Origin of the sequence: Blautia sp. HCN-20427, assembly GCF_037890365.1 — a bacterium.
In the GTDB taxonomy this organism is placed as follows: Bacteria; Bacillota; Clostridia; order Lachnospirales; family Lachnospiraceae; genus Blautia.
This window is the reverse complement of sequence record NZ_JBBKBX010000003.1, coordinates 19,884-34,791: the sequence shown is the minus strand read 5'-3', so window position 1 is coordinate 34,791 and position 14,908 is coordinate 19,884. Positions and strand designations below refer to the sequence as shown.

The 14,908-nt window shown below is 40.6% G+C and carries 6 protein-coding genes; all 6 read right to left on the bottom strand.

Features of this window, described 5'->3' with window-relative positions:
* Entirely contained in the window at window positions 1-1,365 is a 1,365-nt protein-coding gene (locus WKT17_RS02150; RefSeq protein WP_172679323.1) for a citrate/2-methylcitrate synthase, read from the bottom strand.
* Between the two features lie 254 nt (window positions 1,366-1,619).
* Window positions 1,620-3,179: a cardiolipin synthase gene (gene cls / locus WKT17_RS02145; RefSeq protein ID WP_008371607.1), complete on the bottom strand. Its 1,560-nt coding sequence runs from the start codon at window positions 3,177-3,179 to the stop codon at window positions 1,620-1,622.
* Between the two features lie 35 nt (window positions 3,180-3,214).
* Window positions 3,215-3,895 (bottom strand): GTP pyrophosphokinase, encoded by a 681-nt coding sequence (locus tag WKT17_RS02140; RefSeq protein WP_008371606.1) that lies wholly within the window; start codon window positions 3,893-3,895, stop codon window positions 3,215-3,217.
* Between the two features lie 129 nt (window positions 3,896-4,024).
* Complete coding sequence (locus tag WKT17_RS02135; protein ID WP_008371604.1) at window positions 4,025-4,195, bottom strand: helix-turn-helix domain-containing protein; 171 nt, start codon at window positions 4,193-4,195, stop codon at window positions 4,025-4,027.
* A gap of 172 nt (window positions 4,196-4,367) precedes the next feature.
* Window positions 4,368-7,118, bottom strand: coding sequence for a YodL domain-containing protein (locus tag WKT17_RS02130; protein ID WP_340271818.1), 2,751 nt, complete (start codon window positions 7,116-7,118; stop codon window positions 4,368-4,370).
* Between the two features lie 80 nt (window positions 7,119-7,198).
* On the bottom strand, window positions 7,199-14,881 hold the full coding sequence (locus tag WKT17_RS02125) for a DEAD/DEAH box helicase family protein (protein ID WP_340271817.1): 7,683 nt from the start codon (window positions 14,879-14,881) through the stop codon (window positions 7,199-7,201).
* Between the last annotated feature and the right edge of the window lie 27 nt (window positions 14,882-14,908).

The window sequence follows — 14,908 nt, the reverse complement described above, 5'->3', positions numbered from 1 at the left end:
TTATCGTTCCTCTCTTTCTATATATTCTTTTTTGCTGACTAGACTCTTATATGCCGGGCGAATGATCTTATCTGTAGTTATCAATTCTTCCAGGCGATGTGCACTCCAACCAGCAATTCTTGCTATCGCAAATAATGGCGTGTACAATTCTCTTGGAATATTCAACATGTCATACACAAAACCACTATAGAAATCTATATTAGGACTTACTCCTTTGAATATCTGACGCTGCTTTGCAATCAACTTAGGTGCAATCTTCTCAATATTGTTATAAAGGGTCATATCTTTCTCACGTCCTTTATCCCTTGCGAGTTGTTCTACAAAGCCTTTGAACACCCTTTCTCTCGGATCTGAAATAGAATATACAGCATGTCCCATTCCATAAATAAGTCCTTTCTGATCAAACGCCTCTTTCTTCAAAATCTTACTCAGATATGATGCAATTTCCTCTTCGTCTTCATAATCTTTCACATGACTTTTAATATCATCCATCATATTCATTACCATCAGATTTGCACCGCCATGTTTTTTTCCTTTTAAGGATGACATTGCTGCTGAAATAACAGAATAAGTATCTGAACCTGAAGATGTTACTACCCGTGTAGTGAATGTAGAATTGTTACCACCACCATGTTCCATATGTAACAATAATGCTATATCCAGTACTCTTGCTTCCAGTTCTGTGAATTTTGTATCTGGTCTTAATAGGCGCAGGAAATTTTCAGCAATAGATAAATCTTTTTCAGGTCTATGAATATACATACTTTCGTTTTTTTCATAATGACAATAAGCATGGTATGCATATACTGCTAACATAGGAAATGCTGCGATCAACTGCATACTCTGCCTTAGCACATTCGGAATTTCAAGACTTTCTTTCTCCTTATCGTAAGAGCCCAATGTAAGAATACTTCGAGTCATAGAACCCATAATATCTGATGTAGGTGCTTTCATAATGACATCTCTGGTAAAGTTAGTCGGTAGTTCCATACAATCAGATAGTCTTCCCTGAAATTCCATTAACTGTGTATCAGTTGGCAATTCTCCGAATAAAAGAAGATATGCTCCTTCTTCAAAGACAAACCTTTTTCCTTTACTTCCTGTTACTAAATCTTTTATATTATAACCACGATAAGATAACTCGCCATCACATGGACTCTTTACTCCATCACGATATTCAAAAGCTTTTATATCAGAAATATTTGTAAGCCCCGTCAACACACCTTGGCCTTTTTCATCTCGTAAGCCTCTTTTTACACCATACTCTGAATACAGATTCTTACTAATGCTATCATTTTGTTCACAAAAAATTGCTTGCTGTTTCATATAATTTTCCAAATTGCTCATTTGAATCGCTCCTTTCATTCTGTTACGAACTTACATACTATACTCAGATATTCTTGTTTCCAGAGCATTCAGCATTGTCTGTTCTTATTCTTATTCTTATTCATTAGCAATACAATACAATGAAAAACTCAATTTAACCTCAACAAGGTTTGTTTTTTCATCCATGCAAAATCTTCTTTGTACAACAGACTGTTAGATATAGCAAAAACGGCCTTTCAAAAACAGTTAACTTCTAAATCAACTGTTTTTTGAAAGGTCGTTTCATCAGATTCTTATAGCAATCCAGCAAATAATCTCATAAATAATTGTCCCAGTCGCAAATATGCACTTCGTCCGGTTTGATATTGGTCTGTCACATCACGACATTCTCCCATCGTTCTTATCAGATCATTTTTTATTTCCACAACTGCCTGACAATCTGCCATAAAACAGCCGTTTTCAAAATGGTGATATAAACTTCGATAATCCAGATTAATTGTTCCACAAGTTGCCATACAGTCATCTGCCACACTCATTTTTGCATGACAGAAACCAGGAGTCCACTCATAAACACGAACACCATGTTTAACTAATCCATGATAAAAAGAACGAGTTATATTATAAATGAATTTTTTATCAGGGATACCAGGTGTGATAATTCTTACGTCTACCCCTCGCTTAGCAGCCAGACATAACGCATGCGTCATTTCATCTGTTATGATTAGATATGGAGTCATAAACCAACAATATTTTTCAGCTTTATTTATCATACTGATATAAACTTCTTCTCCTACTTGCTCATTATCCATAGGGCTGTCTGCATAAGGTTGAACAAACCCAGTTTGCTGTGCCGCATAATCATAGTGGAAAAGGTATTTACTAAAATCAGAATCATTAGCAGCCTTATCACTTACTGCATTCCACATTTCCAAAAATGTCACCGTAAGCGACTGAACAGCATCTCCTTCTAAACGAATACCTGTATCTTTCCACTGTCCATACGGGTGTGTGTAATTAAAATATTCGTTTGCCAGATTATATCCACCTGTAAATCCGACTTTTCCATCAATAACTGTTATTTTTCTATGATCACGATTGTTCAAAAACAGATTTAAACCTGGCATAAACGGATTGAATACACGGCAATGAATTCCTATTGCCTCCATCTTTTTCACAAAATCTGTGTTAATAAAGCCTATAGAACCCATATCATCGTAGAATACTCTAACTTCCACACCTGCTTTTACTCGCTCTTCCAGAACATCTTGAATCTTATGCCATGCTTCAGCGTCTTCTATCGCATGATATTCCATAAAGATAAACTTCTGTGCTTTCTCCAAATCCTTAATCTGTGCCTCTAATCCTTTCACTGCTTCATCAAAATACACAATATCCGTATTCTGATAGATTGGATACTGCGAATTTCTTTGTATGTAACTTGCTATATTTCCTGCTTTCGGAATTGTTTCTTTTATTCTGCTCAAACACTCCTGACTGTCCGGAAGCATTGGTAACAATTTGCTATCAATTTCTGCATATCGCTCACGCATTTTATGTGTGCCACCATTCAAACCAATCAACAAATACAGGCCTACACCCATAATTGGGAAGATTAGAATTAAGATGACCCAAGGCATTTTCATAGAAGAGGTCTTATCTGATGCGTACAATCCCAAAACCAAGATTCCACTCAAAATCCTTGTAAATAAATTTATAATTTCTGCATATTCATTCAAGCGTGTTACGATAGTAATAATAAAAATTACTTCCAGAAGAATGCAGACTATGGAAAAACACAGCCGTTTTACCCCATTTTTTGTTTTTGCTTTGCCCTCTAAAGTATCTTGCTTCATATATATTCCACCTTCCTACTTGCTCAGTTTTCTGCCTAAATTTCATGAAACATACCAATTTTGTCTTTTATTCTCTGCATTTCATTATCCGCTTCAATGATAGCTCTTGCAGAATGAAGTAATTCTTCACTTATCTCATCATAACCAGGCATTTCTTCAATTCCTTTTTTATAGCGAAGTTGATGTTCCAATGTTGCCCAGAAATCCATACCATTGGTTCGAATCTGTAATTCTACACGCATAGGTGTTTTACCCTTAGCAAAAAATACTGGTATTTCAACAATCATATGATAGCTTCGATAACCATTTGGTTTTGGATTTTTTATATAATCTTTTATTTCAATAACTTTAATATCATCCTGTTGGGTAATCAAATCTGATATCATATAAATATCGTCAATAAACGCACAAACTATTCGAACGCCTGCTACATCATTTAAATATGTCTGTATATTTTCTGTTGTAAAATCATGTCCCATTTTCTGCAATTTATTGTAAATACTATTGGGCTTCTTAATCCTTGTTTTTATAAAAGAAATAGGATTTCGATTGTTCTCAACTGAAAATTCATCATCCAAAACCTCAAGTTTAGTTTGTATCTCCCGAATAGCACAACGATACATCATCATTAAATTATAAAATTTTGTAGCATTATTTAAAAACTGTAGTGATTCCGGACTGTCCATCCAGAGTTTTGTTACTTCATCCTTTGTCATGGTACTTTCCTTTCTACTTCATCTTTAATTGATATATAGATATATCCAAGTCTTGTGAAGTGCACAAGCGCTGGAATCTTCACTCTGGAATCTTCTGGTCTTCCCATAAGCATTATAACCTCCAATACGTCATCTGTTTTTCTTTCGAGGATCTGTTGGCTTTACCGCATCTTTTGGTATTAGCCAAGTCTTTCCCTTTTTCTCTGCTCCAGGCACTCTTCCCTGGCTACATAAAAGAGAAATTCTTCTAGATGAAATTCCCCATATTTTTGACATTTCGATCGTTGTTATATAATCCATAATTTTCCTCCAAACGATACAACAAGCCTATTATAAGTATATTCTTTTATCGGAATAGTTTCAACCAAAATTAAGTTTTCTTCTAGGTTGTTTGATTTGTTATTGTTTTCTAAGATTTTCACAAAAACACCTGGTAAATAATCTTTTAAAATCATCTACCAGGCTTTATTGTTTATCTTACACCCAAATCAGCCCCTCTCTCCAGCTTATCTTTTCCCTGCTTTTCCTGGATAATTTTCTTATTGATTTCCAAGCGTTCATGGATTGATGGTTTCTTCTCTTTTCCCGTCATTGCTCTCTTTTGTGCTACTGGCTTTCTTTCAGCTTTCCCTGCGTCCTTAACTGCTGTATTTGCTTCAACGCCGGCTCTTGACACAGCTTCTCTGCTCTCATTTTTCTCTGTCACCTGCTGTTCTCGTCTCTCCTTCACACCTTTTTCTTCCAGACTGCAAAAACTCTGCAAATACGGCAGAACATGATTCTGCATATCCGTCAGATCTTCCATATACTTCTGATACTCTTCATTACCTTTTCCTTGCTGATAACTAATCCAGCTTTCATCTGTCAATTTCATTTCATTCTGCATCTTTAACTGACTGATGATACCACCGTTTCCGGTACCAATCTCTATCTTACCTTGAAAATGGTGCAGCATCTTATCACCCTTCTCAGCATAATATACTGTAAAAAACATCTGTGCTGTCGTTTTTGGTTCGTTGGTGTTTGGATCACGGTCAGCATACCAGGCTTTGTCCTGTTCTACGGTTTTGGAATCCAGATCAGATAACTTTTGACATCTTGGACTCCCCAACTCACTTTTCTCACAATAATTCACATACACCATCGGCTCCATATCTTTTGGAAGCTCCGGTTTATAGGCTTTCAGTCTTTCCATCAATACACCTGCACGAACAGACAGGTCGCATTCTTCGTCCACAATATCCTTCAGATAAGAAATATAAGAATGTGTATTGCCACTCTGCAAATCCAACATCACCTCTTGTACCGTATTTTCTCCCGGCTCCACATTATCTCGATACTCATACGGATCAAAAGCTTCTGCAATCTCATCCAATGCCTCTGCCAGCTGTTCTGTGGTCATCTTCTCTGGATACATTGCTTCTCGAACATCTCGCATCGGTACATACTTGTAGTCCGGCAATGCTTCATGAATTTTCTCAATTCCTTCCCGTACCAGTGCAAGCTCCTCATAAAACCGAACATCATCCATCACATTCCCAAATACGGTATTTCCTTTTACGATTGCAAATTCGGCTTCATCATAGTAACTGTCTTCCGGATCACGATAGATAATTCCCATTGAGCATCCGAGATAAGCTGTTTCTGGATTCTCCCTATATTTTTCATAGACTGCAGCTATCTGATTAACATCGGTACTTTTTTCATAAGCTCCCATATCATGGAACTCATCGCATTCTGCCGCAAAGTATTCCAGATACGGTTCTTTCTTCGGCGGCATATTATTGAGGACATTATCAATCATGTTATAATTCACCTCTTCCAGTTCCTCCACCTTTGCCAACGGCTTATATTCTCCCTGGCTGTTCTGAATCTCCGCCATTACAACCTCATCCATTTCTTCTACTTTTTCCATCAGCTGATCATAATCTCCACGGATGCGTTCTCCAGTCCAGCCTTCGTCTTCCAGAAGTTCCTCTGCCGCTTCTTTAATAGAAATTTCATCATTTTCATAGACGCCACCATCCATCAGACGGAAATCTTCATCGTAAAAGGAATAATCGTATCCTTCTTCTGTTCTCTGAATAGCAAAGTAACGTTCTCCTACCTCATATGCCAGTTCACTAAGAACCTGTTCTTCCAGATTCAGGAAAGAATCCAGTTGTTCAAAACTGATACTGTCTACAAAATGAGCTGTTACTTTTTCCCCGTCATTCAGAACTACGATATCACTGACAGACAGGGAATGTCCTCGGAAGTCTTCCGGTCTGTCAATGTTGAACCTTTCAAAAATATCTTCCAGTGACATATTTCCCGATAAGTCTCCAACATAGACCAGCTTATAATCTTCTTTTTTTATCTGCATACCATGACTTTCAATAAAGCGCATATTCATAAATGCATAGTTTTCGCCCGGTGAATCATCCTTGATCTGATAAATACCAAAGGTTCGCCTAGTTCCTAACAACAGGTTTGCCTCTTTCAAAGACTGAATCTGTGGATATTTCTGCATTTCCCATTCCAGGTTACGGAAACGCTCCAGTTCTGCCATGGACATCTGATAATGCTCCGGTCCTCGTTCAATTTCCATGCGTTCCGTGACATAGATCGGTGACGAAAAATTAGTGATCAGATAGATATCTGCTCCGGCATCGTATAATTTCAGTGCTTCTTCCTGATCAATGACACTCATAGGCTCCTGAAATGCTCCAAAATCTTCATCTGCATAATCCAGATCCTGATCCCTTATCCGTTCCCACATCTGTAATTCCATGCCAAACAGCCCTTCGTGTGCCTGTATCATTTCTTTACTTGCATACTCTCCCTTACCGCCATCGCTGCCTAGGCAATAAATCTTAGAACCCATTCTGTGATAATCCAAAGCTGCTTCTTTTCTGAGCGGCACCATGTCTTCTGCTGTATATCCATAATCACGTAATTCCAGCTTACCTATGGTTGGATCTGGTAGGTCCTGAATATCCATTTTTGCATCATCCAGAAGTTCCTCTACTTTATCTTCATCTGCCTGATTGATTGCATCTGTCAGATTTCTTACCAACGTCCTTACTTTCTCTTCCTCGCCAATCAGATTTGCATATTCAAAAATCTGTTCCTTTACATCCGCTGGAATCTCTATTTCCATGTGTTCTGCACGGTCTATCTGTTCCTGCGTATATTCCTGCATTTTCTGCGTTTCTTTTCCTGATATCATATTTCTCGCCATTCAAATTCCTCCTGTGTTCTAAAAAATGGCATAACCGGCAGAACCTTCTTCTACCAAATTATGCCATCTTTCCTGTTTACTTATTCCAAACCGAAGTCCCGTTTTCTGGTTTCCTTGCCAGTTTCACTTTCCCGTTGACTCTTTTCTTTATAAATCTGCAGTTTCTCATGGATAGAACCTCGTGCCGGTCTTTCTTCTTTCTCTTTTGATTCCGACTGCTCTGTTTCTGTATCTTCCCGCTCATCCATATTGAGAAGTGCATTTAACTCTGACAGTCGCTCCAGTTTCTGGTTCAACTCCTCTTCTTTTGGAAATGGCTTCCCGACTTCCTCTTTGGCATTTGCCATCTGCTCCTGTACCGTTTCCAGCCGTTGTTCTGCTTCTGCCAGTTTCTCCGGATAACTTTCTAAAAGATTATTGATACGAGTGATATTTCCCAGGGCATCGGCTCCCAACCGAACTTTAGCTACCGATTCATGCTTTACAGACAGGATAAACTCTTTGCTCCAGCTGTCGAATTGGATTCTCATGTTAAATCCCTGATAACTTCCAATGTCCATAGCTGCATCTACAGACTTAATGTCTTTGCAGACCGCCAGAAGTGCCATACCTGCCTCTTTCTTTTCTGTGAACACTTTGCCACTGATTTCCATAGAAAACTGCTCTGGATCTGTGATTTTATGCTCAGAAAAATGAGCGATATCTGCCTTATAGCTGTCAATAATCTCCGTCAGTTTTGCAATCTGTTGCGGGAAATTCCTCGCAATGTCATCTTCCAAACGGTACTGATTATTCATGTGGTTGGCTTTTAAAAGTTTCAACTTTGCCACGTCCACATCCAATGCCATCTTCTCTTTTACTGCCGGATTTCCGGTTGCAAGTGCTTTGACCTCTGCATAGGACAGTGCCGCTTCATCCACATCTTCACAACTTCTGACCGGTGCTTTGCTCGTCATAATCTGGGAGATGAATTTCTGCTTGTTCTCGATCAACTGCCACATATAACTGTCGAATGTGGATTCTGTTACATACCGGAAGATATGAACCTTTTTATTATGGTTTCCCTGACGGATAATACGTCCTTCCCTCTGTTCCAAGTCAGATGGTTTCCAACCAATATCCAGATGATGCAGGGCAATCAAACGATCCTGCACATTGGTTCCTGCACCCATCTTTGCTGTTGAGCCAATCAAAAAACGAACCTGCCCGGATTTCACTTTTCCAAACAGCTCCGTCTTTTTTGCTTCTGTATTTGCATCATGAATAAAAGCAATCTCTTTTTCCGGTACACCTTTCTCCATTAGTTTCTGCTTCAAGTCATCATAAACATTAAAACTGCCATCGCCTTTCGGTGTGCTCAAGTCACAGAAAATCAACTGTGCGGATTTCTGTGCTGCTGTGTCTTTCCATATTTCATAGCTTTTCTCTGCACAAACTGATATTTTACTTTCTGGATTATCTGGCAATAATTCATTCACCAAACGCTGGTCCAATGCTAACTTCCTTCCGTCATTGGTGATTTTTAGCATATTATCGACCGAGGCATCTACCCCTCCGTTTCTGACAACTTCTGCACGTTCTCCAAGGCTTTCTACGATTTCTTTCTGCTGTTCCGTTGGTTTCAGCACCACTGTTTCATATTCCGCTTCCGGCACTGGAAGCTTTAATTGATCGGAAGTCTTGATATCTGCAATCTCCTTGAACATATTCATCAGTTCTGGGATATTATAGAATCTGGCGAATCTTGATTTTGCTCGATATCCAGTTCCTTCCGGTGCAAGTTCGATGCTCGTGACAACTTCTCCAAAGGTAGAAGCCCAGGAATCAAACAGTCCAAGTCCCATATTTTGTAATTTGCTGTTCTGCAGATACCGCTGCATAACATATAATTCCGTCATGCTGTTGCTGATTGGTGTGCCTGTAGCAAAAGTAATGCCTTTTCCTCCGGTAATCTCGTCCAGATACTGACATTTATTGAACATATCTGCGGATTTCTGTGCTTCGTTCTGTGCAATCCCGGCTACATTTCTCATTTTTGTATAAAGAAACGCATTTTTATAGCTGTGTGCTTCATCTACATACAAATGATCCACGCCCAGTTCTTCAAACGTAACTACCTGATCTTTCTTCTCTTTCTGATTCAGTTTTTCCAGCCTTGTCTGCAGTGTCTTTCTGGTCTTTTCAATCTGTTTGACGGTATAACGCCCACCGTCCTGTTCATACCTTGCACTCTGGATTGCCATTTCCAGATCATCAATCTGCTTCCGCAGCATAGCTTCCTGCCTCTCATCAGAGATTGGAATACGCTCAAACTGGGAATGTCCAATGATAATGGCATCATAATTCCCCATAGCAATTCTGGCACAGAATTTTTTTCGGTTTGCTGGTTCAAAATCTTTCTTGGTTGCAACCAGGATATTGGCTCCCGGATATAACTGTAGGAATTCTGCACCCCACTGCTCCGTCAAATGGTTTGGCACGACAAAGAGATTCTTCTGTGATAATCCCAGTCTTTTACTTTCCATTGCCGCCGCTACCATTTCGTAGGTCTTCCCAGCTCCTACTACATGTGCCAGAAGCACATTGTCTCCGTAAAGCTGGTGTGCAACTGCATTTTTCTGGTGCGGACGAAGTTCTATTTCCGGATTCATTCCTGGGAAAGTCAAATGACTGCCATCATATTCACGGGGACGGATGCTATTAAATCGTTCATTGTACACCTTTACCAGTCGTTCACGCCTCTGCTGATCTTTAAAAATCCAGTCTTTAAATGCTGCTTTCATGGCATCCTGCTTCTGCGATGCCAGCATGGTTTCTTTCTTATTGAGGACACGGATTTCATCACCATTCTCATTGACACTCTTATCATAGATGCGTACATCTTTCAGGTTCAGGGTATCTTCCAGAATCTTATAGGCATTTGCTCTCTCAGTTCCATACGTTGCATAGGCAAACGCATTTCTTGGACTGTCGGCATTCTTTCCTGTAATCCTCCACTCACCATTTACCTCAGAGAATTTTACCTGTATTTCCTTCTGTGCAAGATACCATGGCGTATGAAGCAGTTCTACCATAAAATCCTGATAATCCGAAGGTTCAATCCAGGTGGCTCCAACACGTACCTCAATCTCAGATGCTTCCAGATCTCTCGGCTGAACCGCCTCCAATGCACGGACATTCGGTGTAAATTCCGGGTGACTCTCGGCAAAGGTTCTCGCAGTGTTTAATTTATCTCTGACGTTTCCAGACAGATATTCATCTCCGCTTTCCCACTGGTCTGTCAGTGGATTTTTGAAGATAACTCCAACCAGCTCTTCTGTGATTTTCTCTTCGGTCTTTCCGGTCAACTGTGCCATATATGGAAGATCTACTTTAGCCTTTTCATTTAGGGACAGAGCAAGTGCTTCTGTGGCTGTCTCCACACTTGTCACAGCGACCGCCTTTTTAATGGTTCGTTTGGTGAACATGTCCGCTTTCCGCTTCAATGTTCCATCTTCATTCAAGTCTTCCAGGGAACACAGCAGACAATAAGAAGAGTCATCAGAAAATGCACGTTTGTTAGCATTACTTCCAATAACTCCATACTTTGCTGTGTAGGTATCATACACCTGATTCAGTTTTTTCTGCTGTTTCTGGATTTCTTCATCTGTGACGTTTTCCTCCATCTGCAAAGCGATCAGCTCTCGGACAGTATCACGGATTGCAACCATCCCTTTTACACGTTCTGCAGTAGCGGCAGGCATTTTCACCTGATTCATCAAAGAGTTGACACGGTAATATACCTGATCATCTACCACCGTATAACTGTAATTTCGCACATTTGGATCTGCTGGAATACTCTCTGGCATCTCATCCAGTTCTGTCTCCACATCTACTGCCGGTGCCATGCTTCCCTTGATGTGTTTTACAGCTTCTTGTAACTGTAATTCCAAATCAGCTCCTTCCATTGGAGCACATGTTGTTTCCATACCATACGGACCGGACACTTCTTTCATCTCACCCAGAATCATTTCCGGATGCTGAACAAAATACTGATTGACTGTAATGCCATTGACATCACTATCCAGATTTATCCATTCCGGCATTTCTTTCGTAAGGCTTTCCCTCTTTTGGAAAAACAAGATATCAGCACTGACTTCTGTTCCCGCATTTGCCTTAAAAGCTGTGTTCGGCAGTCGGATTGCTCCCAACAGATCTGCCCGCTCTGCCAGATATTTCCGGACTTCCGGTGACGCCTTATCCATAGTTCCCTTTGTTGTGATTAGTGCCGCCACACCACCTGGACGTAACTGATCTATCGTCTTGGCGAGAAAGTAATCATGGATCATGAAATTGTAGCGATCATACTGACGGTCATTGACCTTGTATGCACCAAATGGCACATTTCCAATCGCCACATCAAAAAAATCATTAGGATAATCTGTCTTCTCAAAACCTTTGATCTGAATATTGGCATCTGGATAGAGTAGCTTTGCAATTCTACCGCTGATACTGTCCAGTTCCACACCATAGAGTTTGGACTGATTTAGATTTTCTGGAAGCATTCCAAAGAAGTTCCCGACTCCCATAGACGGCTCCAGGATATTTCCTTTTGTAAATCCCAGATTCTCCAACACCTGATACATACTTTCAATCACAATCGGCTGTGTATAATGAGCATTTAACGTGGAAGCTCTGGCTGCAGCATATTCCTCTGGTGTAAGAACCGTCTTTAATTCCAGATATTCTGTCTCCCATGCAGCTTTTGTCTCATCAAATGCATCTGCAAGACCTCCCCAGCCGACGTACCTGGATAAGATTTTCTGTTCCTCTGATGTCGCATTGCGGTTCTCATCCTCACATTTCTTTAACAACTGGATAGCCATGATATTGGCTCGGAATTTCTCCTTCGGTGTTCCCTGTCCAAGTTCATCATCTGTGATACGGAAGTTCGTTGCTTGAATCGGTTCTGCTATTCCGTTAATCTCTTCCAAAGATTCTTTTTCTTCCGATACCTCAGCTTCTCCCGATAATTCTTTTTCTTTTTTATCATAATCTGTCCACACACGTTGAGAAATAGCAGTAAAATACGAGGACTCTTCCTCCATAATTTCTTCCCTGATTTCCCGTAATTCATCTAAGGTATCCGCATTTACAGTTTTGTTGTGATAATGATAATAAAGTACTTCTTGTCCGAGTTTTACATCCAGACGTTCCAATTCTTGTGTTGACATTCGATTCCAAATATCATCTTTTTCCGTATGAATCGTGAAACCTTCTCCATCATCATGATATTCTAATGTGTATTGAAGTCGATTCACTTCTCCCTTAACTTTGCAATCAAAATCATGGATTCTTGTTCTGGTACCGGACATATATTCTGAATCAACTAATCTCAAATCAGTTATATCTTCCGCTGTCAAAGTATCCTGCTCCAGCTGTTCTCCTAACATCTGCTGTGCTTCTTCCAAATCTGCCAGTCTCTGTGCTTCCTGCCGCTCTTCATACTTTTCCAATTCTTCCGGTGATAAGAAATCATCGGTGCGGATCAGCTGACGGACACGTTCTGCAACCTTATTCCATTTTAATAGAATTTCTACTTCTGGACTGCCAATCTTTCCTTTCGCAAGTTTTAATCCTTTTGCATCATGGGATGCGTCGGAAGCATCTGCTCCTAGTATTCCGGGTGAAAAACCACCTGTTCCATACTCATTTTTCAGGAACTCAGCTGCATCTTTCATATCATGATGTTCCATGAAATACTCATAGATTCGGTTACGTCCTCCTGCAGTAATGCCGCCTCTTCTTAACACTGCGTCAATTTCATCCTGTGTGATAAAGGATAGTGCCGGTCGCTCTACCTTGAATTGCTGATCCACCCAGGAACGCTCCCTCTGGAGATCTTTATAGCGCTGGAAATATTCCGGATTATGCTGGATTTCCCAACGATGGTAATCTTCTGGATTCTTTTCCATATCTTCCTGAAGCCATTCAAAACGATAGGCTGTCGCAGCTGCTTCTTCCGGATCTGTCCAAGCCGCCCCCACTACATCCTGCCAGTCAGAATAGGACAACCGTTCTTCTCTGTTTCTGCTCGTATCACGGAAATGGAGTGCCAGAAGATCTGTCATTTCTTTCTGTTCCTGCTCGATAGCATTATTGGAGATAAGATTATCAACATAATTTCCTTCCTCATACATATCCTGGATCCTGTCAGCAGCTTCTTCCCACGTAACGATACGGTCAAAATTTCTTCTTGCTGAGTCGCCTCGTCGGATACGGATACCATCGTTGTCGTACCAGATACTGATTTTCTGCCCATCTATGGTAAATCCTTTTCCTCCAGTGCCATATTCCTCTTTCAGGAAGCTTTGCATTTCTTCATTATCCAGACCTTCGATCAATCTTGCAGTAATGTGAAACAGTGTATTTTTCTGTCCGCTTCCTGTTCTGAGAATATCGTCTACCACTTCATCCGAAATAAGAAAAGCGGCTGGCTGTTCTAATGCAGCTGCCGCTTTCCTTATTTCTCCTAACTGTTCCTCTTCTGTTGGGAACAGGCTTAACTGTAAATAATCTCCCGAATTACCAGTTCCTCTGCCTGTGCCTTGATCTGGTTCATGTGTCTGGTCCACGCCATTGTGTCTGCCATCTTGTCCGGTGCCGGATCTTTCTCCAGAAGTTCGTTCATCAGGTTGTCTACTCTCTGCCTTGCCTGACTGTCGATCTCCATCAGATGACTGTCCAGACGGTTCTGCAGTGTCAGAATATTGAACCTGGCTACCTTGTGGTTTCTCAGATACTCTTTCCTCATCATTCCATATTTCCCGATCGTTCCTCTCGTCTCTTCCAGGCTGATATCTGGAATCTGATACTCTCCGTTCTGGCTGTAACTGATCTCTCTCATAGTCTGTTTCCTCCTTTTTTTCTTCTCTATCTTCTGTATTATCTGTGTTACTTTCACGAATTAACGTGTTAAACTCATTATAAGCTACTTCTTTTTCTTTTGCAACCGTTTTCAGGTCATTTTCCAGATCATTCAGAACATATCGTCCAATCTGCATCAGGACTGGTCTGCTGATCTCGTTGACTGCACTTCCCAGATGTCCTAACACTTTCAACTGATTGAAGTCCGTTATATGCCGAAAATCCTCTGCATCCAGATATTCCTGTACATCCAGTCCACACCTGTTTAGTAATACACACCAGACACTATTGGTCATCAGTTCTCGGAATTCTACTTCCTGATTCTGTTCGTCCAGTTCTTCCAAAAATGTCCCTGTCACATCCAGTCTCAGTTCTTCCAATGCATCTGGAAGCCATTCCTGCATACTCTCCTTCGCTGCCTGATGCAGACTTTCAGCAAGTCCTCCTTCTGTATCTTCCAGTGATAACTGCTCCTGCAGATAATCTGCCACCAGATGTTCTCCTTCTACTGGAAAATTCCATAACTGAGGATCCTTTCCAAGATTCCGCACTTTATAAGTGTCCTGCACATCAAATACATACCGAAGTTTTGTTTTCGGTCCGGAAGTATTGTCAATCAAGGCAATCCCCTTAGATCCCTTTTTGATCCATCGGTACATCTTCTGATTCCAGATTTCCATGGATGCTACGGCAGTTGCTTCCGGCCGCTGTGCATAAATTAAAAGCTGTTCTGGAAAAGTGTATTTGTACAGTCTGGATGCAGTGTTTAGGAACCGCATCCATTCCTGCGGACTGGCAGCTACATCTTTTGCCACCTCTTCCGTCAGCTGTTCCATTACATATAATTTATTTGCCATGTGCTACTCCTTTTCATAAAATCAGGG

Excerpts from the sequence above, each read along its gene's own strand:
- cls (WP_008371607.1), bottom strand. The coding sequence starts at position 3,179 with ATGAAGCAAGATACTTTAGAGGGCAAAGCAAAAACAAAAAATGGGGTA.
- WKT17_RS02135 (WP_008371604.1), bottom strand. The coding sequence starts at position 4,195 with ATGGATTATATAACAACGATCGAAATGTCAAAAATATGGGGAATTTCA.
- WKT17_RS02150 (WP_172679323.1), bottom strand. The coding sequence starts at position 1,365 with ATGAAAGGAGCGATTCAAATGAGCAATTTGGAAAATTATATGAAACAG.
- WKT17_RS02140 (WP_008371606.1), bottom strand. The coding sequence starts at position 3,895 with ATGACAAAGGATGAAGTAACAAAACTCTGGATGGACAGTCCGGAATCA.
- WKT17_RS02125 (WP_340271817.1), bottom strand. The coding sequence starts at position 14,881 with ATGGCAAATAAATTATATGTAATGGAACAGCTGACGGAAGAGGTGGCA.
- WKT17_RS02130 (WP_340271818.1), bottom strand. The coding sequence starts at position 7,118 with ATGGCGAGAAATATGATATCAGGAAAAGAAACGCAGAAAATGCAGGAA.